The 25,465-nt window shown below is 60.9% G+C and carries 20 protein-coding genes; 14 read left to right on the top strand and 6 right to left on the bottom strand.

The genetic code is table 11. The features are described 5' to 3' along the window. The 4 genes from AWU82_RS16545 (at nucleotide 1) to arfB (ending at nucleotide 4,336) form a co-directional block, all read left to right on the top strand. Nucleotides 1-192, top strand: a complete 192-nt coding sequence (locus AWU82_RS16545) for a DUF1289 domain-containing protein (RefSeq protein WP_007958358.1) — start codon at nucleotides 1-3, stop codon at nucleotides 190-192. Nucleotides 193-345: 153 nt separating this feature from the next. After that, complete coding sequence (gene rluB, locus AWU82_RS16550) at nucleotides 346-1,563, top strand: 23S rRNA pseudouridine(2605) synthase RluB (protein ID WP_064378593.1); 1,218 nt, start codon at nucleotides 346-348, stop codon at nucleotides 1,561-1,563. A gap of 850 nt (nucleotides 1,564-2,413) precedes the next feature. Further along, nucleotides 2,414-3,832 (top strand): amino acid permease, encoded by a 1,419-nt coding sequence (locus tag AWU82_RS16555; protein ID WP_064378594.1) that lies wholly within the window; start codon nucleotides 2,414-2,416, stop codon nucleotides 3,830-3,832. A 90-nt stretch (nucleotides 3,833-3,922) separates the two neighbouring features. After that, the gene (gene arfB / locus AWU82_RS16560; RefSeq protein ID WP_011333010.1) at nucleotides 3,923-4,336 is read left to right on the top strand and encodes an alternative ribosome rescue aminoacyl-tRNA hydrolase ArfB; all 414 of its coding nucleotides are present in this window, start codon (nucleotides 3,923-3,925) and stop codon (nucleotides 4,334-4,336) included. Here arfB and AWU82_RS16565 read toward each other — a convergent pair. From AWU82_RS16565 to phhA, 6 genes are all read right to left on the bottom strand, one after another. Beyond that, the gene (locus AWU82_RS16565; RefSeq protein WP_170928991.1) at nucleotides 4,333-5,520 is read right to left on the bottom strand and encodes an MFS transporter; all 1,188 of its coding nucleotides are present in this window, start codon (nucleotides 5,518-5,520) and stop codon (nucleotides 4,333-4,335) included. The genes arfB and AWU82_RS16565 overlap by 4 nt on opposite strands. Before the next feature lie 95 nt (nucleotides 5,521-5,615). Next, complete coding sequence (locus tag AWU82_RS16570; protein WP_007958348.1) at nucleotides 5,616-5,795, bottom strand: hypothetical protein; 180 nt, start codon at nucleotides 5,793-5,795, stop codon at nucleotides 5,616-5,618. Between the two features lie 73 nt (nucleotides 5,796-5,868). Next, nucleotides 5,869-6,000 (bottom strand): hypothetical protein, encoded by a 132-nt coding sequence (locus AWU82_RS29340; RefSeq protein WP_007958347.1) that lies wholly within the window; start codon nucleotides 5,998-6,000, stop codon nucleotides 5,869-5,871. Nucleotides 6,001-6,319: 319 nt separating this feature from the next. Beyond that, nucleotides 6,320-7,513 (bottom strand): amino acid aminotransferase, encoded by a 1,194-nt coding sequence (locus AWU82_RS16575; protein WP_064378596.1) that lies wholly within the window; start codon nucleotides 7,511-7,513, stop codon nucleotides 6,320-6,322. Continuing rightward, a complete protein-coding gene (locus AWU82_RS16580) occupies nucleotides 7,513-7,869 on the bottom strand; it encodes a 4a-hydroxytetrahydrobiopterin dehydratase (RefSeq protein WP_003222798.1) in 357 nt (118 codons plus the stop codon). Before AWU82_RS16580 ends, AWU82_RS16575 begins: the two co-directional genes overlap by 1 nt. A 117-nt stretch (nucleotides 7,870-7,986) precedes the next feature. Continuing rightward, nucleotides 7,987-8,778 (bottom strand): phenylalanine 4-monooxygenase, encoded by a 792-nt coding sequence (phhA, locus tag AWU82_RS16585; protein ID WP_039765515.1) that lies wholly within the window; start codon nucleotides 8,776-8,778, stop codon nucleotides 7,987-7,989. A gap of 280 nt (nucleotides 8,779-9,058) precedes the next feature. Here phhA and AWU82_RS16590 point away from each other — a divergent pair, with 280 nt between their 5' ends. From AWU82_RS16590 to AWU82_RS16635, 10 genes are all read left to right on the top strand, one after another. Next, on the top strand, nucleotides 9,059-10,624 hold the full coding sequence (locus AWU82_RS16590) for a sigma-54-dependent phenylalanine hydroxylase transcriptional regulator PhhR (protein ID WP_039765517.1): 1,566 nt from the start codon (nucleotides 9,059-9,061) through the stop codon (nucleotides 10,622-10,624). A gap of 359 nt (nucleotides 10,625-10,983) precedes the next feature. Continuing rightward, nucleotides 10,984-11,724: a flagellar basal-body rod protein FlgF gene (locus AWU82_RS16595; RefSeq protein ID WP_007958343.1), complete on the top strand. Its 741-nt coding sequence runs from the start codon at nucleotides 10,984-10,986 to the stop codon at nucleotides 11,722-11,724. Between the two features lie 45 nt (nucleotides 11,725-11,769). Then, complete coding sequence (gene flgG, locus AWU82_RS16600; RefSeq protein ID WP_011333017.1) at nucleotides 11,770-12,555, top strand: flagellar basal-body rod protein FlgG; 786 nt, start codon at nucleotides 11,770-11,772, stop codon at nucleotides 12,553-12,555. 53 nt (nucleotides 12,556-12,608) lie between these two features. Beyond that, nucleotides 12,609-13,304 carry a flagellar basal body L-ring protein FlgH gene (gene flgH, locus AWU82_RS16605; RefSeq protein WP_011333018.1) on the top strand — a complete coding sequence of 232 codons (696 nt, stop codon included), beginning with the start codon at nucleotides 12,609-12,611 and terminating at the stop codon, nucleotides 13,302-13,304. A gap of 27 nt (nucleotides 13,305-13,331) precedes the next feature. Beyond that, nucleotides 13,332-14,420 (top strand): flagellar basal body P-ring protein FlgI, encoded by a 1,089-nt coding sequence (locus tag AWU82_RS16610; protein WP_039765528.1) that lies wholly within the window; start codon nucleotides 13,332-13,334, stop codon nucleotides 14,418-14,420. 11 nt (nucleotides 14,421-14,431) lie between these two features. Beyond that, nucleotides 14,432-15,724, top strand: a complete 1,293-nt coding sequence (gene flgJ / locus AWU82_RS16615; RefSeq protein ID WP_064378597.1) for a flagellar assembly peptidoglycan hydrolase FlgJ — start codon at nucleotides 14,432-14,434, stop codon at nucleotides 15,722-15,724. A 21-nt stretch (nucleotides 15,725-15,745) separates the two neighbouring features. Then, entirely contained in the window at nucleotides 15,746-17,791 is a 2,046-nt protein-coding gene (gene flgK, locus AWU82_RS16620) for a flagellar hook-associated protein FlgK (RefSeq protein WP_064378598.1), read from the top strand. Between the two features lie 13 nt (nucleotides 17,792-17,804). Next, on the top strand, nucleotides 17,805-19,376 hold the full coding sequence (locus AWU82_RS16625; RefSeq protein ID WP_064378599.1) for a flagellar hook-associated protein 3: 1,572 nt from the start codon (nucleotides 17,805-17,807) through the stop codon (nucleotides 19,374-19,376). Nucleotides 19,377-19,493: 117 nt separating this feature from the next. Next, entirely contained in the window at nucleotides 19,494-23,087 is a 3,594-nt protein-coding gene (locus AWU82_RS16630; protein WP_064378600.1) for a glycosyltransferase, read from the top strand. A 222-nt stretch (nucleotides 23,088-23,309) separates the two neighbouring features. Next, nucleotides 23,310-25,325: a calcium-binding protein gene (locus AWU82_RS16635; protein WP_064378601.1), complete on the top strand. Its 2,016-nt coding sequence runs from the start codon at nucleotides 23,310-23,312 to the stop codon at nucleotides 25,323-25,325. Nucleotides 25,326-25,465 lie beyond the last annotated feature (140 nt).

Raw genomic sequence — 25,465 nt, forward strand, 5'->3', positions numbered from 1 at the left:
ATGAGCTCGACCAAGGACCCGTGCATCAGCGTCTGCAAGTTCAGCGACGACATCTGCCTCGGCTGCGGCCGCAGCAAGCGTGAGATCCGGGCCTGGAAGAAACTCGACAAGGACGACAAGCGCACTGTATTGGCCGAAGCCGCGCTGCGTTTGATCAAGCTCGGCGCCACCGGTCGGCGGAAAAAGAAATAACCTTGCCCTGATCGACTAGTCTCTGATGCGCGCGCGGCCACATCCGCGTATGATTCGCGACCCTTCGGCGATCCCTTCGTCCGAAAACCCAGATTTCAACGCTTCAGCGGCTCATTCAGCGCCGCTGAACAGACCACACCGGGAGGTGCCCAGATGAGTGACATCAATCAGAAAGACGACCAGGAAATCGGCCCAGCAGGCGAAAAGCTGCAGAAAGTCCTCGCCCGTATCGGCGTCGGCTCGCGCCGTGACGTCGAATCCTGGATCGCTGCCGGCCGCATCAAGGTCAATGGCAAAGACGCCACTTTGGGCCTGCGTGTCGACATGCACGACGCCATCACCATTGATGGCAAGGTCATCAAGCGCGAAGAAGCCGCCGAGTCGGTTCGCCGCGTGATCATGTACAACAAGCCCGATGGCGAGATCTGCACCCGTGACGACCCGGAAGGCCGTCCGACCGTGTTCGACAAGCTGCCGCGTCCTAAGGAAGGCCGCTGGATCAACATCGGTCGTCTCGACATCAACACCACCGGTCTGCTGATGTTCACCACCGACGGTGAACTGGCCAACCGCCTGATGCACCCGTCCTACGAGATGGACCGTGAGTACGCGGTGCGTGTGCGTGGCGAAGTCGACGACGAAATGATCGAGCGCCTGAAGGCCGGCGTCGTGCTGGAAGACGGCCCGGCGCGCTTCACCGACATTCAACAGGCACCGGGCGGCGAAGGCTTCAACCACTGGTATCACTGCGTGGTGATGGAAGGCCGTAACCGTGAAGTACGTCGCCTGTGGGAATCCCAGGGCCTGGTGGTCAGCCGCCTGAAGCGCGTGCGTTTCGGTCCGGTGTTCCTCAATTCCGACCTGCCGATGGGCCGCTGGCGCGAAATGAGCCAGTACGAAGTCGACGTGCTGAGCGCCGAAGTCGGTCTGACCCCGGTGGCCATGCCGCAACTGAACGCCAAGAGCAAAGACAAGCTCGACCGCATGCAGCGCAAGTCGTCGCGTCCGATGGCGCGTACCGAGCGCGTGCGCACCCTGCGTCCGGCCAACGGTGCACCGATTGGCGCCGGTCCGCGTCCGGTCCGCGAGCCGCAGATCGAAGGCGAGCGTCCAGGTCGCAAGCCGGCAGCGCGCCCGGATGGCGAGCGTGGCCCGCGTAGTCCGCGTCCGGCCAATGGTCGTGCCGAGCGTGGCGAAGGTCGCGGTACGCCGGTGGCGGATCGCCCAGTCGACACCAAGCGTCCGGCCAAACCGGCGCCGAAGCGTCCGGGCATCAAGCTGGCTGATGATGACAAGCCGTCGGGCAAGCGCCGTGGCGCACCGGCCGGTTCCGGCCAGCGTCCGGGTTTCGGTCGCAAGAAGCCGGAATAAAGCAGTTGTAAGCTTCGAGCGGCAAGCTTCAAGCTGAAAACAGAAACGCCAACCTTAGGGTTGGCGTTTTTTTTTTTGGACTTTTTATTTCTTTTTTTCAGGCGTGTTTTTCTTGTTTTAAAACAAAAAACTTAACGCCTTTCAAATAGTTAGTCAGCTAACGTCAATCGCTGCTCCGGGCTTCGATGGGTCTGGAGTGGAAACTTTACGTTACGCACTGTCAGTGAATATTTACGAAAAGGCCGTCGCAAACCCGTAAATCGGGTGTCTTTATCAGACTGTAAGGAAAATCTGCCGGAGCCAGTCCCTCCGGGCCTTGCGTAGCGCTCTGGCGCGCTTGTTTCAGTGTCGTTTGGAGGGTGAGATGCGCCCCATGCCTGTCGTGCAGGTGCATAACAAGAAGGAGGCGCAATGAACGCCGTTATCCATTTTCACTTCTCCACGTGGGGCGAATCTTCCATCGTCCACGCCGATGGCCTGCAAAGGCCTGACTCAAATTTTGCAGCCGCCCGGGCCTCCCGGGGTGGACACATGCAATCCCGGCAACCGACACGCTGATCCGGCGAGGTCTGGCAGCAGGGGGTTAGCGGTGTACAATGCGCCGCGTTTTAACTGTGACCCTCTGCGTAATCGCGCAAACCTCAAGGTTTATCCGCCTTGTTCACTCCGCCGCGTCACAAGCGTGTCGGGTTCGATTTCGTCACAGATAAAAACAAACAGGTGACGCATGACCGTTGTAAAAAAGCTGAATTCCTGGTGCCTGCGCTGGGGTTTGATCAAGGTTGGCTGAAATCGCCACCTTGCAGCAACGTCTACTGAACATCATCAAACCTTGCGTGAGACCTTTTTCATGAGTGGACAAAACTCGCAATCAGGCGAGCTGAAACGCGGCCTGAAAAATCGCCATATTCAACTGATCGCCCTCGGTGGCGCGATCGGTACCGGATTGTTCCTCGGCTCGGCCGGGGTGCTGAAATCCGCCGGCCCGTCGATGATCCTCGGCTATGCGATCTGCGGCTTCATCGCCTTCATGATCATGCGCCAGCTCGGCGAAATGATCGTCGAAGAGCCGGTGGCCGGTTCCTTCAGCCACTTTGCGCACAAATACTGGGGCGGCTTCGCCGGTTTCCTGTCGGGCTGGAACTGCTGGATCCTGTACATCCTGGTGGGCATGTCGGAGCTGACCGCGGTCGGCAAATACATCCACTACTGGGCGCCGGAAATCCCGAGCTGGGTCACTGCCGCCGCGTTCTTCGTGCTGATCAATGCGATCAACCTGGCCAACGTCAAAGTCTTCGGTGAAGCCGAATTCTGGTTCGCGATCATCAAGGTCGTGGCGATCGTCGGCATGATCGCCCTGGGCAGCTACCTGCTGGTCAGCGGCCATGGCGGCCCGCAGGCTTCGGTCAGCAACCTGTGGTCCCACGGTGGCTTCTTCCCGAACGGCGTCAGCGGTCTGGTGATGGCCATGGCGATCATCATGTTCTCCTTCGGCGGCCTGGAAATGCTCGGTTTCACCGCAGCCGAAGCCGACAAGCCGAAAACCGTGATCCCGAAAGCGATCAACCAGGTGATCTACCGGATCCTGATTTTCTACATCGGCGCACTGGTGATCCTGTTGTCGCTGACTCCGTGGGACAGCCTGCTGGAAACCCTCAACGCTTCAGGCGATTCCTACAGCGGCAGCCCGTTCGTGCAGGTGTTCTCAATGCTCGGCAGCAACACCGCCGCGCACATCCTCAACTTCGTGGTCCTGACCGCGGCATTGTCGGTGTACAACAGCGGCACCTACTGCAACAGCCGCATGCTGCTGGGCATGGCCGAGCAGGGCGATGCGCCGAAAGCGCTGGCCAAGATCGACAAGCGCGGCGTGCCGGTGCGTTCGATCCTGGCGTCGGCGGCGGTGACTCTGGTGGCCGTGCTGCTCAACTACCTGATCCCGCAACATGCGCTGGAACTGCTGATGTCTCTGGTGGTTGCAACGCTGGTGATCAACTGGGCGATGATCAGCTTCTCGCACTTCAAGTTCCGCCAACACATGAACAAGACCCACCAGAAGCCGCTGTTCAAGGCGCTGTGGTACCCGTACGGCAACTACATCTGCCTGGCGTTCGTTCTGTTCATCCTTGGCGTGATGCTGCTGATCCCGGGCATCCAGATCTCGGTGTACGCGATTCCGGTGTGGGTGGTGTTCATGTGGGTCTGCTACGTGATCAAGAACAAGCGTGGTGCGCAACAGGCACTGCACGCAGCGAGCGCAGCCAAGTAAGCGTCGTTGCAAAAACAACAAACCCGGCCAAGTGCCGGGTTTTTTGTACTTTCGCGGTATCCTGCAGGTTCTGATCAGGGACGCTTTTCCATGCTGGTGATTTCAAACAACGTGCATCTGCCGGATGCCGAGATCGAACTGACGTACATCCGCGCCCAGGGCGCCGGTGGGCAGAACGTCAACAAGGTCTCCAGTGCCGTGCACCTGCGCTTCGACATTCCGGCCTCGTCCTTGCCCGAGTTCTACAAGGAGCGGCTGCTGGCGCTGCGCGACAGTCGCATCACCGGCGACGGCGTGCTGATCATCAAGGCCCAGCAGTACCGCACGCAGGAACAGAACCGCGCCGATGCACTGGAGCGTCTGACCGAGTTGATCCTCAGCGCCACCAAGGTCGAGAAGAAGCGGCGGCCGACCAAGCCGACGCTGGGCTCAAAGAAGCGTCGACTCGAATCGAAGACCAAGCGCGGCAGCATCAAGGCCGGGCGGGGCAAGGTGGATTTCTAGTCTTCGCGGTATTTCGCCGTGTGGCGGTACAGATAGACGCTCAATGCCAGACCGCTCAGCGCGGCGAGGGCGGCGAACAGGAAGATCGAGGCAAAACCGAAGCCTGCTGCAATCGCCCCTGCCAGCGGCCCGGTGATACCCAGCGACAAGTCGATGAACAACGAATAAGCCCCGACCGCCGCACCACGGCTCGAGGCCGGCACCAGGTTCACGGCTTCCACGCCGAGCGCCGGGAACACCAGCGAGAAACCGAAACCGCTCAATGCCGCGCCGGCCAGTGCCCAGTGCGCGTCCGGCGCCAGCCACAGCAACAGCAGGCCCAAGGTTTCCACCGACAGGCAGGCAATCGCCACACGAAAGCCGCCGAGGCGGTTGATCAGGTTGCCGAACAGCAGTCGCGCACCGATGAAGCTGGCGCCGAACAGGCTCAGGCACAGCACCGCGTTATCCCAGTGCTGCGTGGCGTAATACAGGGTGATGAAGGTGGCGATAGTGCCGAAACCGATCGAGCCCAGCGCCAGTCCGCAGCCATGCGGGAAGACGCGCCCGAGAACGTGCATGAACGGCAGACGCTCGCCAGCCACAATCGGCGCGGCGGTTTTCGGCCAGGCCAGCAGCAATCCCAGGCTGGCGAGCAGCAGAATGCTTACGCCCATGCTCCACAGACCGAAACGGCTGACCAGCCATACCCCGAGCGGCGCACCGACGGCCAGCGCGCCGTAACTGGCGATGCCGTTCCACGAGATGACTTTGGCGGTGTTGGCTGCACCGACCCGGCCGATGCCCCAACCGATCGAGCCTGAGCCGACCAGACTTTCCGCGCTGCCCAGCACCAGACGGCCGACGAACAGGCTGATCAGGCTCAGCAGCGGCAGGTGGGGCGTCCACGCCGAAATCAGCATGAACACACCGCTCAAACCACAGCCGGCCAGACCGATCATCACGGCACGTTTGCTGCCCTGGTTGTCGATGATCTTGCCGGCATACGGACGGCTGAGCAGGGTAGCGAGGTATTGCACGCTGATCACCAGCCCGGCGATGACCGCGCCGAAGCCCAGGTCGCTGTGCACGTAGCCCGGCAGCACCGCCAGCGGAATGCCGATATTCAGATAACCGATGAAGGTGAACAGGACGATGGAAACGACTTGCAGCGTGACCGCCAGGGGGCGCTGGGGTTCTGGCATAGAGGACGACATGAATAACGATCCACGGGAAGAGCAGAATAGATAGGCTGCTCATGATACCGATGCGGACGCGTCTGGGGCGGGGAAAAGTAAAACTATTTGGCCGGGGCGACCAATTGCGTGGTGACCAGTGCGGCCAACGCGTTTTCTTCGCTGCCGAAACGGGCGAGCAGGGCAGCCTGTTTCTCGGGCGAGAGACGGCTCCAGATCTCGATCATCTTCTCGGTGGCACCGATCAGGATCTCGGCCTGTTGTTCATCGAATTCTTTGGACATGGCAGCTCAGGTTTCAGGCAGTGTGGAAAGCGCATGTTAGCGCTTTCCACACGGTCTGTACGGCGGGTGTTGCTTACTCTTCGCTGTCGGCCGGACGGCTCTCGGCGGCTTCTTTCGGCTCGGGCTGTTGGGCACCGGCTTGTTGCGTGGTCGTCTGCTCAGTTTCGTGCAGGCTTGGGAAGGGGAGATTCGGAATCTCGTGCATGGTTGCGCTCCTCGCTAAGTCTGTTGATAGATCTGGTAGATCCGCGCTTTCAGAAAGCTTGCGAAGGATACAGCAGGAAAAGTGACAAACAGATTTTTAAATCCATTTGTTTCGACAGGCGGGATTGTCTAGACAAGTGCGACAGGGTGACGCAGGGCAAATGTGGGAGCGAGCCTGCTCGTGATGAGTGCGCCTGATCGTTCCCACGCTCCGCGTGGGAATGCCTCAATGGACGCTCTGCGTCCGCTTCGGCAGGGACGCAGAGCGTCCCGGGCTGCATTCCCACGCGGAGCGTGGGAACGATCAAGACCAGGGGGAGTTATTTGCAGACGTTGGCGATCGCTTCGGCCAGCAGGTCGAGACGCGTTGCATCAATCCCGGCAACGTTGGCCCGGCCCGAGCTGACCATGTACACGCTGTGATGCTCGCGCAGGTTTTTCACCTGTTCCGGCGACAGCCCGGTGTAGGAGAACATCCCGCGTTGCACGCCGATGTGTGCAAAACGCTCGCGCAGACCGTGCGGCTCCAGCGCTTCCACCAGACCGCTGCGCAACTGGGCGATGCGCAGACGCATGGCTTCCACTTCGTCGGCCCAGCGGCGTTTCAGCTCCGGGTCGGCGAGGATCGTGGCGACCACGGCCGCGCCGTGATCCGGTGGCGTCGACCAAAGGTTGCGGGCAATGTGCGCCAACTGGCTGCGGATGTCGATGAGCTTGTCAGCAGTTTTCGCGCTGACGATCAACGCACCGGTGCGGTCGCGGTACAGGCCGAAATTCTTCGAGCAGGAGCTGGTGATCAGCAGCTCGGGCAACTCGGCCGCAAACAGCCGGGTCGACCATGCATCCTGCTCCAGTCCGTCGCCAAAGCCCTGGTAGGCAAAGTCGATCAGCGGCAGCAGGTCACGGCGGCGTACCACCTCCAGCACTCGCTGCCAGTCGTCGTGGCTCAGGTCGAACCCGGTCGGGTTGTGGCAGCACGCGTGCAGCAGCACCACATCGCCTTTCGGCACTTCGTTGAGCACGGCAAGCATGGCATCGACATCGAGGCGGTTGTCGCTGCCGACGTACGGGTAATGGCTGATCTTGACCCCGGCGGCCGCGAAAATCGTTTCGTGGATCGGCCAGGTCGGGTTGCTCAGCCAGACGCCTTTGCCCGGCAGGCATTGGGCGATGAAATCTGCTGCCAGACGCAGGGCGCCCGTGCCGCCCGGGGTCTGGGTGGCGCCGGCGCGTTGCTCGGCGATCAGCTTCGAGTCGGCGCCAAGCACCAGCTCATTGATGACTTTGCCGAACAGCGGATTGCCGTGGCCACCGATGTAGGTCTTGGTGTCCTGGCTCTCGACCAGTCGCGCCTCGGCGATTTTCACCGCTTCGGGGATCGGCGTCAGGCCCTGGGAGTCCTTGTAGACGCCCACGCCGAGGTCGAACTTGCGCGGGTTGGAGTCCTGCGCGTAGGCCTCCATCAGGCCGAGGATCGGGTCGCCGGGCACCCGGCCGATGGCGTCGAAGTGCATTACTTGCGTCCTTCTGCGGTCTTGGCCACTTCGTCAGTGCGCGCGGCCATGATGAAGTCGTTGCGGTGCAGGCCTTTGATCGAGTGGCTCCACCAGGTCACGGTGACTTTGCCCCACTCGGTCAGCAGGCCCGGGTGGTGACCTTCGGCCTCGGAGATCTCGCCGACGGCGTTGGTGAAGGCCAGCGCGTGCTTGAAATTCTTGAACAGGAAGACTTTTTCCAGCTGCATGATGCTGTCGCGGACTTCGATGTTCCAGTCAGGGATCTGCTTGATCAGGATCGGCAGTTCTTCATCGCTGACTTGTGGGGCATCGGCACGGCACGCTTCGCAATGGGCTTGGTTCAAAGTGGACATGGTTTGATTCCTGAGATCGGATGTCTTTTTTATAAGAGCTGTTACGGTCGTCAATGTCGTCACGCTAAACCAAAGCCGCGACGACTGACAGACTCACTTGTAAGTAAAAGCCACGGTTCACGCAGCTTTTGGTTTTGGCGGAAACTTCGGTGCGTGCAGACCCAGCTGCATGCCTTGCTTGACCATGGCCATGATGTCTTCGTGGGCCAGGTCGAACAGGCGCTTGAGATTCGGCAGAACAAAGTACAGCGGTTGCAGGATGTCGATGCGGTACGGCGTGCGCATGGCTTCCAGCGGATCGAAGGCCTGATGCTCGGGCTCGTCCGACAGCGAATAAACAGTTTCTTTCGGCGAAGACAGGATGCCGCCGCCGTAGATGCGTTTGCCTTGCGGGGTGTCGACCAGGCCGAACTCGATGGTCATCCAGTACAGCCGCGCCAGATAAACGCGTTCTTCCTTGGTGGCCTGCAGGCCGAGTTTGCCGTAGGTATGGGTGAATTCGGCGAACCACGGGTTGGTCAGCAGCGGACAGTGGCCAAAGATCTCGTGGAAAATGTCCGGCTCTTGCAGGTAGTCCAGTTCTTCACGGGTGCGAATGAACGTGGCCACCGGAAACTGCTTGCTGGCGAGCAATTCGAAAAAGGTCTGGAAAGGGATCAGCGCGGGAACGCGGGCAACCTGCCAACCGGTGGTCTCGCCGAGCACCTTGTTGATCTCGCCCAATTGCGGAATGCGGTCGTGGGGCAGACCGAGTTTTTCGATACCGTCCAGGTATTCCTGGCACGCACGCCCCTCGATCACTTTCATCTGGCGGGTGATCAGCGTGTTCCACACCGCGTGTTCTTCGGCGGGGTAGTCGATAAAACCTTGCGCATCGGGCTCGCGGGCCACGTATTGCGTCTGCTTCATACTGCTCTCCTGCGAGGGGAATTTCGTTCTTGTTATGTCCTGCGATGGACTGAGAAATACCCCGGAACGTTCGTTGTTGCAGCAGGTTGAAGACCGGCCGAGTAGGAAAAGTCTCTTTAATTCGTAAAATTTTCGTTACGCTTCGTGCGATAAGTCGTGTTTTCGGTGACTGTCGGGTTTGAAAACGCCGATGGCTGTCACATAATCTTGACGACTATCTTGCGCGCTGCGCAGAAAATTCCGGCGTCAGACCGCCGCCTCACCTGTTTCGGGCCTTTATATGCGTATCAAAGTCCACTGCCAGAATCGCATCGGCATCCTGCGCGACATTCTCAATCTGCTGGTGGAGTACGGGATCAACGTCGCCCGTGGCGAGGTGGGCGGTGAGCATGGCAACGCGATCTATCTGCATTGCCCGAACCTGATCAACATTCAGTTCCAGGCGCTGCGACCCAAGTTCGAGGCGATTGCCGGGGTGTTCGGCGTCAAGCGGGTAGGGCTGATGCCCAGCGAGCGGCGGCACATGGAATTGAATGCACTGCTCGGCGCGCTGGAATTTCCGGTGCTGTCGATCGACATGGGCGGCTCCATCGTGGCGGCCAACCGGGCGGCGGCGCAGTTGCTCGGGGTGCGGGTGGATGAGGTGCCGGGGATTCCTCTGTCGCGTTACGCCGAAGATTTCGATCTGCCGGAACTGGTGCGCGCCAACAAATCGCGAATCAACGGCATGCGGGTCAAGGTCAAGGGCGACATCTTTCTGGCCGACATTGCGCCGTTGCAATCGGAGCACGACGACAGCGAGGCCATGGCCGGTGCCGTGCTGACCCTGCACCGGGCGGACCGCGTCGGCGAGCGCATCTATAACGTGCGCAAGCAGGAACTGCGTGGCTTCGACAGCATCTTCCAGAGCTCGAAAGTGATGGCGGCGGTGGTGCGCGAAGCGCGACGCATGGCACCGCTGGATGCGCCGTTGTTGATTGAAGGCGAAACCGGCACCGGCAAGGAATTGCTGGCGCGGGCCTGTCACCTGGCGAGCCCGCGCGGCCAGTCGCCGTTGATGGCGCTCAACTGCGCCGGGCTGCCGGAGTCGATGGCCGAGACCGAACTGTTTGGCTACGGTCCCGGTGCCTTTGAAGGTGCGCGTGCCGAAGGCAAGCTCGGGCTGCTGGAGCTGACGGCAGGCGGTACGTTGTTTCTCGACGGCGTCGGCGAAATGAGCCCGCGCTTGCAGGTGAAATTGCTGCGTTTCCTGCAGGACGGCTGCTTCCGTCGTGTGGGAAGTGATGAAGAGGTTTACCTGGATGTGCGGGTGATCTGCGCAACCCAGGTCGACCTGTCGGAGCTGTGCGCGCGCGGCGAGTTTCGCCAGGATCTGTATCACCGCTTGAACGTGCTGTCGCTGCACATCCCGCCACTGCGTGAATGTCTCGACGGTTTGACGCCGCTGGTGGAGCACTTCCTTGATCAGGCCAGCCGGCAGATCGGCTGCCCGCTGCCGAAACTGGCGCCGGCGGCGATGGATCGGCTCAGTCACTACCATTGGCCGGGCAACGTGCGGCAGCTGGAGAACGTGTTGTTCCAGGCGGTTTCGCTGTGCGACGGCGGCACAGTCAAGGCCGAGCACATTCGCCTGCCGGATTACGGCGTGCGTCAGCCGCTTGGCGATTTCTCCCTCGAGGGCGGGCTGGACGAGATTGTCGGGCGCTTCGAGAAAGCTGTGCTGGAGCGCTTGTATTCCGAGCATCCGAGCAGTCGGCAACTGGGTAAGCGGCTCGGGGTTTCGCACACTACGATTGCCAACAAGCTGCGTGAGTATGAAGTCGGCAAGGAGTCAGGCAGCGCCTAATCAGCCACACACTGATCCCCCCACGCTGATCGTTCCCACGCTCTGCGTGGGAATGCCTCAATGGACGCTCTGCGTCCGCTTTGGGACGCGGAGCGTCCCGGGCTGCGTTCCCACGCGGACGGTTCGACGCCTCGACGTGGGAACGATCCGCGATCAGCAATCAGGATCAGGTATTTGCCGCCAAGCGGCATGACACCGCCGGTTTTTCGTCTTCGATACATTGCCCTCATCCCCGCCTAATCCCTCAAGTCCTTTGTTTACCGGGTCCTCGGCCGTCAGAAAAAAGTTGGTCTGCAAATTGCTTATGGCTCAGCAGTACAGCGGTGGGCGGCAAACGTCCGGCATGCAGAGGAAAGAGTGTGGACAAGTACCTTTATGTGGCAATGACCGGCGCCAGCCAGAACGCACTGGCGCAAAAGGCTCATGCCAACAACCTGGCGAACATCTCCACCAATGGTTTTCAGCGCGACCTGGAGCAGGCGCGTTCGATGCCGGTGTTCGGTGACAGCTTTCCGGCGCGTGCGTTTGCCATGAGCGAACGGCCCGCCACTGACTTCACGCCGGGCTCGCTGGTGCAGACCGGTCGTGACCTCGACGTGGCTGTGTCCGGCAACGGCTGGATCGCCGTGCAGAACCCCAACGGCGGCGAAAGCTACGTGCGCACCGGCAGCCTGAATATCGACGCACTTGGCGTATTGCGTGCCGGCAATGGCATGCCGGTCATGGGCAATGGCGGGCCGATCGCGGTGCCGCCGGAGCAGCAGGTGGAAGTCGGCGAAGACGGCACCATCAGCATTCGGGCGATGGGCGAAGGCCCGCGCGTCATGGCCGAAGTCGACCGGATCAAGCTGGTCAACCCGGACATCAAGAACATGAACAAGGGCCTGGACGGTTCGATTTATACCAAGGACGGCCAGCCTGCGCCGGCCGATGCCAACGTCAAACTGGTGTCGGGTTTCCTGGAGTCGAGCAACGTCAACGCCGTGGAAGAAATGACGTCGGTGCTGGCTCTGGCCAAGCAGTTCGAACTGCACGTCAAGATGATGAACACCGCCAAAGACGACGACCAGGCCATGGCTCGGGTCTTGCAGATCAGCTAATTATCAGAACGTCGCGCCGTAAAACAGGCGCACGAGGAGAATCGAATGCTTCCGGCTCTATGGGTTGCCAAAACCGGTCTGTCCGCCCAGGACACCAACCTGACCACCATTTCCAACAACCTGGCGAACGTGTCGACCACGGGTTTCAAACGTGACCGCGCCGAGTTCCAGGACCTGCTGTACCAGATCAAGCGTCAGCCAGGCGCCCAGTCGACCCAGGACAGCGAACTGCCGTCGGGTCTGCAAGTGGGTACCGGTGTGCGCATCGTCGGCACCCAGAAAAACTTCACCGCCGGCAGCCTGCAAACCACCGAGCAGCCGCTGGACATGGCCATCGACGGTCGCGGTTTCTTCCAGATCCTGCAACCGGACGGCACCACGTCCTACACCCGTGACGGTACTTTCCACCTCGACTCCAACGGCCAGATCGTCAACGCCAGCGGTTTCGCCCTGGAACCGGCCATCGTCATCCCGAACAACGCCCAGACCTTCACGGTCGGTCGTGACGGCACCGTGTCGATCACCGTCGCCGGCAACCCTGCCGCTCAGGTGATCGGCAACCTGCAAACCGCTGACTTCATCAACCCGGCCGGTCTGCAAGCGGTGGGCAACAACCTGTTCCTGGAAACCGCCGCTTCCGGTGCGCCGCAAGTCGGTACTCCGGGCCTGAACGGTTTCGGCACCACGCTGCAGAACACCCTGGAAACCTCCAACGTCAGCACCGTGGAAGAGATGGTCAACATGATCACCACCCAGCGCGCGTACGAGATGAACTCCAAGGTGATCTCCACCGCCGACCAGATGCTCTCGTTCGTAACGCAGAATCTGTAATCAAGTCTATGAGGCGGCCATGAGGTCGCCTGCAACACCGTGAGGTAAGGGTCATGAAACGCTTTGTATCTGTTGTGGCATTGAGCGGGGTCGTCTCGCTCGCGGGCTGCGTCGCTCCGACGCCCAAGCCCAATGATCCTTACTACGCCCCGGTGTTGCCGCGCACACCGTTGCCGTCGGCCGCCAACAACGGCTCGATCTATCAGGCCGGTTTCGAGCAGAACCTGTACAGCGACCGCAAGGCGTTCCGGGTCGGTGACATCATCACCATCACCCTGAACGAGAGGACCCAGGCCAGCAAGAACGCCAACTCGCAGGTGGCCAAGAACAGCAAGACCGGCATCGGCCTGACGTCGCTGTTCGGCGGTAGCGCCACCACCAACAACCCGTTGGGCGGTAACGACCTGAGCCTGGATGTCGGTTACAGCGGTGACCGCGCGACCAAAGGTGACAGCAAGGCCGCGCAGGGCAACACCCTGACCGGCTCGATCACCGTAACCGTCGCCGACGTGCTGCCCAACGGCATCATCGCCGTGCGTGGCGAGAAGTGGATGACCCTCAACACCGGCGACGAGCTGGTGCGGATCGCCGGCCTCGTGCGGGCCGATGACATCGCCACCGACAACACCGTGTCCTCGACCCGGGTCGCCGATGCGCGCATCACCTACTCGGGCACCGGTTCGTTCGCCGATGCGAGTCAGCCAGGCTGGTTCGACCGTTTCTTCCTCAGCCCGCTGTTCCCTTTCTAGGTGGCTACGTTGAATTTCAGAAGTCTCATGGTGGCCGCGTTCCTGTTGTCGGCGGCCTTCAATGCACAAGCCGAACGGTTGAAGGACATCGCCAGCATCTCTGGCGTGCGTTCCAACCAGTTGATCGGCTATGGCCTGGTGGTCGGTCTTAACGGTACCGGCGACCAGACCACGCAGACCCCGTTCACCCTGCAGACCTTCAACAACATGCTCTCGCAGTTCGGCATCAAGGTGCCGCCGGGATCGGGCAACGTGCAGCTGAAAAACGTCGCGGCAGTATCGGTGAGTGCCGATCTGCCGGCGTTCGCCAAGCCGGGTCAGCAGGTCGACATCACCGTGTCGTCCATCGGTAACTCCAAGAGCCTGCGCGGCGGCACTCTGTTGCTGACCCCGCTCAAGGGTATCGACGGCAACGTTTACGCCATCGCTCAGGGCAACCTGGTGGTGGGTGGTTTCGACGCCGAAGGTCGTGACGGTTCGAAGATCACCGTCAACGTTCCGTCGGCCGGTCGCATCCCGGGCGGTGCGTCGGTCGAGCGTTCGGTGCCGAGTGGTTTCAACCAGGGCAACAGCCTGACGCTGAACCTCAACCGTTCCGACTTCACTACCGCCAAGCGCATCGTCGACAAGATCAACGACATGCTCGGCCCTGGCGTGGCCCAGGCCATCGACGGCGGTTCGATCCGCGTGACCGCGCCGCTCGATCCGAGCCAGCGTGTCGACTACCTGTCGATCCTGGAGAACCTCGAAGTCGATCCGGGTCAGGCCGTGGCGAAAGTCATCATCAACTCGCGTACCGGCACCATCGTCATCGGCCAGAACGTGAAGGTATCGCCGGCCGCCGTGACCCACGGCAGCCTGACCGTGACCATCACCGAAGACCCGATCGTCAGCCAGCCGGGCCCGCTGTCCAATGGCCAGACCGCCGTGGTGCCGCGTTCGCGTGTGAATGCCGAGCAGGAAGCCAAGCCGATGTTCAAGTTCGGCCCGGGCACCACCCTCGACGAGATCGTCCGTGCGGTGAACCAGGTCGGCGCCGCGCCGGGTGACCTGATGGCCATCCTCGAAGCCCTGAAGCAGGCCGGTGCGTTGCAAGCCGACCTGATCGTGATCTGAGGACGCCGATCATGGATATGCGCAAAAGCGGTCTGGTCAGCAGCAGCGATTCGGGTTCGTACTCCGACCTCAATCGCTTGAATCAGCTGAAGGTCGGCGACAAGAACAGCGATGCGAACATGCGCAAGGTCGCGCAGGAATTCGAATCGCTGTTCCTCGGTGAAATGCTCAAGTCGATGCGTTCGGCCACTGAAGCGCTGGGGCAGGACAACCCGCTCAATACGCCGGCCGCCAAGCAGTATCAGGAAATGTACGACCAGCAACTGGCGGTCTCCATGTCCCGCGAGGGCGGTGGTATTGGCCTGGCCGACGTGCTGATCAAGCAGATGTCGAAGAACAAACCGATGGCGCCGGGCGAGGCTGCGGCCGCGTCCGCCGCCAAGCAGGAAGAAGCCAGGGCCAAGGCCGCTGCCGTGGCCACGCCGATTGCCGCTGGCACCGTGGCTGCCAATGGTCCGTTGTCGCGACTCAATGGCGAGCGTCCGCTGTGGGCATCGCGTTCGGTGCATGCGCCGAACACTGAACTGACCCATCGCAATGACATGGAAATGATCAACCAGCGTCGTCTGGCGTTGCCGCCGAAACTGGCGGATCGCTTGCTCGCAGGTCTTGTGCCGTCGGCCACGCCGGCAGCGGCCACTCAATTGCCGCAACGCGCCACGACCGTCGCTGCCACCGGCGCCGGCCCGCTGTACAACGGCGACTGGCTGGCCCGCGCCGAGGCGGACAAGGCTTCCGGCGGGCAGATGCAGATTTACGGTCGCGCCATGGCGCAGATCCCGCTGGCGCCAGCCAAGCGTGCATTCAGCAGCGCCGACCAATTCGTCAACACCATGCTGCCGATGGCGCAGGAAGCCGCAGCTCGCATCGGCGTCGATCCGCGTTATCTGGTGGCTCAGGCTGCGCTGGAAACCGGCTGGGGCAAGTCGGTCATGCGCGCCCAGGACGGCAGCAGCAGTCACAACCTGTTCGGCATCAAGGCCAGCAGCAACTGGAAGGGCGATTCGGCCCGGGCGATCACCAGCGAATTCCGCAACGGGCAGATGGTCAAGGAGACGGCCGAGTTCCGTTCCTATGCCTCGTACAAGGACAGCTTCCACGATCTGGTGACGTTGTTGCAGAGCAATAATCGCTATCAAGAAGTGTTGAAGTCGGCCGATAACCCAGAACAGTTTGTACGCGAATTGCAAAAGGCCGGTTATGCAACCGACCCGAACTACGCGACGAAGATTTCGCAGATTGCCAGGCAGATGACGGTCAATCAGAACTACGCTGCGGCCGGCGTTTCAACAACGCCCTTATAAACACAAGGTAAGGTTTGAATCATGAGTTTGCTCAATATCGGGATGTCGGGGTTGGCCGCGAGTTCGTCCTCTCTGGCTGTGACAGGTAACAACATTGCCAACGTCGACACCGCCGGTTATTCACGTCAGCAAACCGTGCAGGGCACCAAGTCCTCGATTCAGTACGGTAACGTGTTCATCGGTACCGGTACGACCCTGGCCGACGTACGTCGGGTGTACAACTCCTACCTTGAATCGCAGCTGCGTACCGCCACATCGCTCAACAGCGAATCCGCCGCCTTCGGTGCGCAGGCGACCGCGCTGGACGGCTCGCTGTCCGACACCAACACTGGCCTCACCGGTGTGCTGCAGAAATTCTTCACCTCGATGCAAGGCGTGTCGACCTCGGCCACCGACGACACTTCCCGTCAGTCGGTGCTGACCGGCGCCCAGGCCCTGACCAGTCGCTTCAATGCGCTGGCCAAGCAGATGAACGATCAGAACGCCACGCTTAACGGCAACCTGTCCGACATGGCGTCCCAGGTGAACAAGCTGGCAACCTCGATTGCCACGCTGAACCAGAAGATCGGCGAGATCTCCACCAGCGGCGGCCAGCCCAACGATCTGCTCGACAGCCGTAACGAAGCCGTGCGTCAGCTCTCCGAGCTGACCGGCGCGCAAGTCGTTGAGCGTGGCACCAGCTTCGACATCTACATCGGCAGCGGCCAGCCGTTGGTCATCGGCAATACCACCAATACCCTGAGCACCGTGCCGCTCAAGGATGACCCATCGCGCATGGGCATCCAGATGGATCGTGGTTCGAGCACCATCGACATCACCTCGGCGATGACCGGTGGTGAAATCGGCGGCCTGCTGACTTATCGCAAGGAAGTGCTTGATCCGGCACTCAACGAGCTGGGCCGCGTGGCACTGGTCGTTGCCGACCAGATCAACCGCCAGCAAGCCCAGGGCATCGACAAGAACGGTGACTTCGGCGCAGCGATTTTCAACAACATCAACAGTGCCGCCCTGATCAGTCAGCGCAGTATTGCCCAGTCCGGCAACAGCGCAGGTTCGGGCAACCTTGATGTCACCATCAAGGACACCGGCAAGCTGACCACCAGCGACTACCAGGTCACCTTCACCAGCGCGACCAACTACACGGTCAAGCGCTCCGACGGCACCGACATGGGTTCGTTCAGTACCACGACCACGCCGCCACCGGTGATCGACGGCTTTACCCTGGCCCTTAACGGTGGTGCGCTGAGCGCTGGCGATACGTTCAAGGTCACCCCGACCCGCAACGCGGCGTCCAGCATTCAGACCGTGCTTACCGACCCGAAGAAAATCGCCGCAGCCGGACCGTTGACCGGCGTGGCCAGTGCCAACAACGCGGGCACCTACACCCAGCCGACGCTGACTGACGTCGTCGACATCTACAATCCGGCGTCCCAGGCGGAGCTGCAGAACGCGCTCAAGTATTCGACTCCGGTCAAGCTGGTGTTCGGTGCAGTCGCCAGTGGCAGCCAGTCGTACAATATGGTCGACGCCAAGGGCAACACCATCGGCACCGGGACCATTGTGCCGGGGCAGGCCAACACCCTGAACCTGAAGATCGGCATGGTCGACTCCACCGGTGCTCCGGTGATGGACACTACCGTCATCCCGAACGTGCAAAAGACCTTCACCGTGCAGACCACCGTGGGCGCGACGCCGAAGTCCGGCGAAACCTTCACCATCAACCTGACCGGTGCGGCTTCTTCGGACAACCGCAACGCCCAGGCACTGGTCGGCCTGCAAACCAAGCAGACCGTGGACACCGGCACCGCCAGCAAAGGCATCAGCCTGACCGACGCCTACAACAAACTGGTGACCAACGTCGGTACCCAGGCCGCCCAGAGCAAGTCCGACAGCGCAGCCACCTCGGTGATCCTGGATCAGGCCCAGGGTGCGCGGGACTCGCTGTCCCAGGTCAACCTGGATGAAGAGACCGGCAACCTGGTCAAGTATCAGCAGTACTACACAGCGTCTTCGCAGATCATCAAAGCTGCGCAGGAAACCTTCGCCACGCTGATCAACAGCCTTTAAGGAGCCGTAATTCATGCGCATTTCCACCGCCCAGTATTACGCGACACAAGCTGCCCAATATCAGCGCAACTACAGCAAGACGGTCGCGACCGCCAACGAAGCCAGCAGCCTGCAGCGCATCAACACCGCCGCCGACGATCCGATCGGGGCGGGTCGTTTGCTCCGTCTGGGTCAGCAGGCCGCGATGCTCGATCAGTACAAAGGCAACATCGACACCACCAAGAGTTCGCTGACGGTTCAGGAGTCCACGCTGACGGCCATCACCGACGCCTTGCAGCGCGCCAAGGAGATCGGGCTGGCAGCCAACAACGGCATCGCCACCGATAAGGACCGCCAGGCTTACGCCGCCGAACTGGGCCAGATCCAGCAACAAGTGCTGGGCTTGATGAACTCCAAGGACGCCAACGGCAACTACCTGTTCTCCGGCTCGAAGACCGATACCGCGCCGTACTCGCAGAATGCCGATGGCACCTACACCTACAACGGTGACCAGACCCAGATCAACCTGGGCATTGGCGACGGTTTGTCGGTGGCCACCAACACTACCGGTTGGGATGCTTTCCAGCAGACCATCAATACTGCGCGCACCCAGACCAATATGACGGCTCCGGCCGTTGATGACGGTCGCGTTGTGCTGACCAACGGTATCGTTGGCAACGCCGCGACCTATAACTCCAAGTTCGCGGCCGGCCAGCCATACACCGTGGACTTCATCAGCAGCACTCAGTTGAAGATCACCGATGCCTTGGGCAACGATGTGACGGCCGAAGCCAGCCAGAACGGTCTGATCAGCAACAGCAACGGCGCCAACCAGACGGTCAGCTTCCGTGGCGTCGACTTGAAGTTGAACATCAACCTCAAGGCCGGTGACACCAACCCGGATGCCGTCATTGCCGGTCACAGTTTCCAGCTGTCGGCCACGCCGGACTCGTTCACCACCGCACGCAGCCCAGGCAACCCGTCGACTGCGGTCATCACCGGTTCCAGCGTGACCAACCAGGCAGCCTACGACGCGGCCTTCCCGTCGGGCGGCGGCGCAGTCCTGAAGTTCACCAGCGCCACTGCGTTCGACCTGTACGCGGCCCCTGTCACTGCCGACAGCAAGCCGATCTCGTCGGGTACCGTGGCCGGCGGCAACGCCACGGCAGCAGGCGTGACCTTCGCTCTTGGCGGCACGCCAGCCGCCGGTGATCAGTTTTCGATCCAGTCCAACAACCACCAGACCCAGAACGTGCTCGACACCCTGGGCCAGATGGTCGCGGCGCTGAATACACCGATCGACGGTGATCCGGTCGCCAAGCAGAAATTCCAGGGGGCAATGGAGTCGGCACTGGGCAACATCGACAGTGCCGCCAACCAGATCGGCAGTGCGGTAACGTCCATCGGCGCCCGCGGGCAGTCGCTGGATGACCAGAGCACCACCAACCAGAGCCTGCAACTGGCAAACGCCACCACCCAGGGCACGATCCGTGATTCGGATCCGGCCGAAGTGATGACCCGCCTGACCTTGCAGCAAACCATGCTGCAGGCATCGCAGCTGGCGTTCAGCAAAATCTCTCAGTTGGGCCTGTTCAACAAGATCTGAAGCCTGGGCGGGCGCGCAAGCGCCCGCCTGCTCCGATCGCTCTGTATCATTTGTCTTTTTCTGCGGTTTCAAAGGGCTCGCTGTTCCGGGCGGGTTCCCGCCGCTTGCGAGTCCGCCGTGAATTCACTTCCTCTTGTCAGCGTCGTCATTCCTGCCTTCAATCCGCGCTTCTTCGAGCGGACATTGAACAGTGCTGTCAGCCAGACTTACAGCCCTTTGGAAATCATCGTCTGCGATGACAGTCGGGGGCCCGAGATCGAGCGCATCGTTGCGTCGGTCATCGAACAGTCCGGTGTGGGCGTGCGCTACATACGCAATCCGCGCACCCTGGGAATGGTCGGCAACCTCAAGGCCTGCCTGAGTCAGGCGCAGGGCGAGTTCATCAAGTTCCTGTGCGACGACGATCACCTGTATGCCGACTGCATCCGGCAGCAGGCCCACGAGATGATGCGTGGCGAGGTCAGTCTGGTGTTGGCCCAGCGGCTGCTCTGGGATGAGCAGGACATCATTCTGCCCGCGCGCCTGGAAAACACGTCGTTGTCGCCGCACAGTGGTCTGTTCAAGGGCGATGACCTGCTGGGCATCTTCGAGAAATTCCCGGTCAATGTCCTCGGTGGGTTTACCAACGCGTTGTTCCGGCGTGTCGACGTTGAAGAGTTGTTGCCGGCGCTGACTCAGGAAGGTCACTGCTTCGTCGCGTCGCTGGATTTTGCCCTGTATGTCTGCCTGCTAAGGCGCGGCAATCTGGCGGTGTCCAACAATGTGCTAAGCGCCGAGCGGCTGTACCCTGAGCGCCTGAGTGCACAACAGCCGATGAAAGATGCGCTTGAGGTCGAGCGTGTGTGGATGACGCAGATGCTCAAGGCGCGCAGCGGCGAGTCGGCGCCTGCACCGGGCTGGGTTCGTTACATCCCTCTGACCAAGGCTGATGATCTGCCCAGGGTCTGGGAGGAGTTGCCGCTGAGTCGTACGCTCGGCACCAAACAGAGTCGTCAGGAGTGGAGTGTCGGCATCGACAGTTGGAGTTTTGCCGAACTCTACGCTCAGTGGCTCAACTGCCGGGTACTGACCGAAGGTCAGCGCACGCTGCTGCCCGAAACCCTCGCCGGCTGGACGCATCAACCCCGGATCGTGCCGATCGTCATCGACGGGCAGGGCAGTCGCGACGGTGTCGAACGCACGCTGGCATCGCTTGCCGCTCAGGATTATCCGCCGGAGCTGATCCTTGTCCTGTCCGCCTCGTGTACCGATACCGAGCTGGACGGGCGAGTGTTCCGCATGCCTTTGCAGGACGATGGCATGGCGCAGATCAATACCCTGCTGCCGCAACTGGCGGGGGCTGACTGGTTCTACCTGCTGCAGGCCGGTGATCGGCTGGTGGCACCGGCGTTGCTGGTCATGGCCGAGCGCATCGTGCATTACCCGTCACTGAAATGTCTGTACAGCGACGAGGGCAGCTTGCGTAACGGGGAGTCGGCAGAGCCTGCGTTCAAGCCGGATTTCAACCTCGACCTGATGCGCAGCTACCCCTATGTCGGTCGGGCATTGGCATTCGAGCGTGAGCGTTTTCTGGCGCTCGGTGGTTTTGCCCCTGACTTCGCGCAGCTCGCGCCGCACGATGTGCTGTGGCGTCTGGTCGAGAGCGATGGCACACAGGTTGTCGGCCACATTGCCGAGGTCATGCTGGAGTCGCCGTTCGACCTGTCCAAGTGGCTCGTGGCCCCGGGTGTCCTCGAACAGAATCCGCGGGTGCTCGAAGCGCATCTGCAGCGCCTCGGTCTGGCCCATGACATCCGTCGTGGCAGCTGTGAACTGCTCAATCGGGTCGACTACCACCACGGCCGGCGTCCGCTGGTATCGATCATCATCGTGACCCGGGATCAGACTGCCGCCTTGCAGCGCTGCGTCGAGACGCTACTGGAAAAAACCGCCTACACCGAATACGAGCTGTTGCTGGTCGATAACGGCAGCACCAGCGCCGAAGCACTGGCCTGGCTGGACGGCATGGCACAACTGGGCAGCGACCGGGTTCGTGTGCTGAGCTTTGCGCAACAGGGCAATGCAGCCGCCACACACAACTTTGCGGTAGGGCAGGCCCGCGGCGAATACGTGCTGATGCTCAATAGCTTTGCAGTGATCACCCAGACCGACTGGCTGGACGAACTGCTCAACCATGCACAGCGCCCGGAAGTCGGGGTCGTCGGTGCCAAGTTGTACAATCCGGACGGTTGCGTGCTGCATGCCGGCCTGATTCTGGGCATGCAAGGTGCCGTGGGATTGCCCTTCTATGGTCAGTCGTTGCAGGCGGACGGGTACATGTTCCGCTTGCAGGCGGTGCATGACCTGAGTGCTGTCGGCGGCGATTGCCTGATGATTCGCAAGGCTATCTATGAAACTGTCGACGGGCTCGACGAGCAGGATCTGGCGCAGGCTCTGAATGTGGCGGATCTGTGTCTGCGCGTCGGCCGGGAAGGTTACCTGGTGGTCTGGACACCTTATGCCATGCTGGCCCTGGGCGCGCGGCCGACGGCCGAGGCCACGGCAGAAGAAGAGCAACTGCAGATTCAGGAGCACGAAACGTTCTACAAGCGCTGGTTGCCACTGATTGCGCGCGATCCTGCGTTCAACGTCAATCTGGCGGTGCATGGAGTAGGTGCGACCAGCTTCAGTCTGGAACCGGGCCTGCGTACCGGCTGGAGCCCGTTTTCACGCAAGCAGTTGCCGAATGTGCTGGCGGTGCCTATCAACGCCTCCGCCATCGGCCACTATCGCATCAGCCAGCCGATGATCGAGCTGGAGGCGGCCAACCGTGCCGAGGGGCGGATTTGCTACGGCTTGCCTTCGATCATCGACATCGAGCGGCAGGCCCCCGATGTGATCGTATTGCAGGGGCGCTATTCGGAAAGTGCCATCGATGAAATTCCACCGCTGAAAAACTTTTTCAACGCCCGGCGGATCTACGAACTCGATGACTATGTCATCGATGTCCCTCATCGCAATGCGCACATCCGCAACATGCCGAACAAGCAGGAAATGGAGCGGCTGGTGCGACGGGCGATCGGTCTGTGCGATCGGGTGGTGGTGTCGACCCAACCGCTGGCCAACGTTCTGTCGGACATGCATCACGACATCCGGGTCGTACCGAACATGTTGTCGCGGCACTTGTGGACTGACCTGCGCAGCCAGCGTCGCACCTCGAAAAAACCGCGGGTCGGATGGGGCGGCGGCACCAGTCACCATGGTGATCTGGCGGTGATTGCCGATGTGGTCCGTGAGCTGGCAAACGAGGTCGACTGGGTGTTTTTCGGCATGTGCCCGGATGACTTGCGTCCGTACATGCATGAGTTCCACGGCGTGATCCCGCTGGATGTGTATCCGGCGAAACTGGCCAGCCTCAACCTCGACCTGGCCCTTGCACCGCTGGAGTTTCACATCTTCAACGACTGCAAGAGCAACCTGCGCCTGCTGGAGTACGGTGCGTGCGGTTATCCGGTGGTCTGTACCGACACCGAGGCCTATCAGGGTTATCTGCCGTGCACCCGGGTCAAGACCAATTCCACGGACGAGTGGCTGCAGGCAATCCGCATGCACCTGGCCGACCCCGATGCGAGCTATCGCATGGGTGATCAGCTGCGTGAAGTCGTACTGCGCGACTACGTGCTGCGTGGCGACAACCTGCGGTACTGGGAAAATGGCTGGCTGGCGGACTGACCGGCACTGCTGAAAAAAGGCGACTTTCGAGTCGCCTTTTTTGCGTCTTCAAGATTCTGTTTGTATCGGAATCGATACTTTTTTCACCGCAGAGCCTCAAGAATCGAAATTTTCCTGTCGATACTTCTCTATTCGCTGACCTCGGACGGTTGCTGCTGGCGTGATCGGCTTGTGCCCGGGAGGCAGGTTTCCCGATTCAACAACAACGCAAGGAAGACGCAAATGTCAGTAGTGAATGGAACGAGTGATGCGGACGGCCTGTGGGGCACCGATGGCAATGACGAACTCTATGGACTGGAGTCGGATGATCTGCTGTTCGCCACTGCGGGATCAGACGTACTGGATGGCGGTGACGGGTTTGATACGGCGAATTATTACGCCTTGTCCTCGGGGGTGAGCGTCGAGTTCAACGATACCTCGACGACCGTCACTGCCGCTGACGGCAAGGTCGATACGCTGATCGGCGTGGAGAAGGTCTTCGGCACTTTTCAAAATGACACCTTCACCAGCAATGTGGCCGGCGTGACGCTGGAAGGCAGTGTCGGTGACGATGTGTATATCGTCGGCAGCGAGGGTGTGACGATCATCGAGGAAAACTATCTCGGCTACGACGAGCTGCGCACCAGTCTCAACACCATCAAGATGGACCCGTTCATCGAGAAGCTGACCTTTACCGGCACGGGCGACTTCAAGGGTTACGGCAATGCCAGCGACAACGAGATCATCGGTGGCGCCGGCAACGACTGGCTGTGGGGCGGCGCCGGCGCTGATCACTTCGTGGGTGGCGAAGGCTTCGATACCGTCAGCTATTCCGACAGCCTCGAAGGTGTGAGAGTCCTGGACTTCGAGAACTTCGACGCATTGACCATCGCCTATGGCGACTCCTTCACCGGCATCGAGGCGATTCAGGGATCGAATTTCGATGACGTGGTGTATCTGCTCGATAACGCCATGATCGTGGATGGAGCTGATGGTTACGACACCGTGAGCTACCGCCTCTCCTGGGACGGCGTCAATATCGGCATTGGTCAGCAGGCAGGTGCTCCGGATGTCACGTTGGTGAACGTGGAGAAAGTCATCGGTACGCCGTTCGCTGACCACTTCACCGCCAACGTCGGCGGCCTGACCCTGGAGGGCGGCGCGGGTGATGATGTGTACACGATCAACAGCGAGGGTGTGACCATCGTCGAGCAGAATTTCCCCGGTGGCATCGATCAACTGAACACCAGCCTGTCGTCGATGCACATGGCTGCGTTCATCGAGAACATGACCTACACCGGCACTGCGGATTTCACTGGATACGGTAATGACGAATCCAACAGAATCATCTCCGGTGCCGGCAATGACGTCCTGTCGGGTGGCGCGGGCGGTGATCGCTTTGAGGGCGGAGCCGGTATCGACATCGTCAGCTACGACGACAGCAACGAAGGGTTGAGCGCCTCGCTGGGCTGGGGGCCGCAAAGCGGTATCGCGCTCTACGATACCTACGTCGATATTGAAGGGCTGCGCGGTAGCCGGTTCGATGACTTCCTGCGAGGCGACTCGGGTGACAACGTCCTCGAAGGCGGGTCTGGTAGTGACCAGATTGTGGGTGGCGATGGCAATGACTATCTCTATGGCGGACTGAAATCCGGTCTCGACACAAATGTCGCGCAGGCCGACTTGCTGTCTGGCGGTTCGGGCGATGACGTCATCGTCAGTGTCGTGAATGACCTGGGTACATTGGCCCATGGAGACGAGGGCGATGACACCGTCACGGTCAACCGCGGCGTTGCCTACGGTGATGAAGGCAATGACGTGCTGACCGGGACCGGCAGCAACTACATGCTGTTCGGTGACAGCGGTAATGACGTGCTGGTTCTCAACCTTGCGGGCCAGTCCGGCAGTGGCGGCTTCGCGTTCGGCGGTACGGGTGATGACACCTATGTCGTGAACACCACCGGGCTGATAACGATTCAGGACGAAGGCTGGGACCTCAATGACACGCTGATCCTGAATACTGTCGCCAATCTCAGCCAGCTGAACGTCACTCGCATCGGTGATGACGCCTATCTGCATGGCGCCAACGACGGCAGCGTCGGCGTTCCTTACAGCGGCGTGAAACTGCAAGGCTGGTACGCCGAGTCTGCCGGGTATCCCGGGTATGCCGGGTACAACAAAATCGAGCATCTGCAGACCGCTGACGGCCAGATCTACGACCTGCCGGCCACGATCGATGGATTCGCGATGTTTGGCTGATCCGTCCGATTGATTGAAACAGCTTGATGAAAGGGATGAGTCCGGCCACGGACTCATCCCTTTTTTCATGCCTGCATTTCCTCGCCGACACAGGGCTGGTGGAGCTGGCGCGTTTCCTGCAAGTCCCCCTCAAATCGCCA

Origin of the sequence: Pseudomonas glycinae, from assembly GCF_001594225.2 — a bacterium.
Taxonomy (GTDB): Bacteria; Pseudomonadota; Gammaproteobacteria; order Pseudomonadales; family Pseudomonadaceae; genus Aquipseudomonas; species Aquipseudomonas glycinae.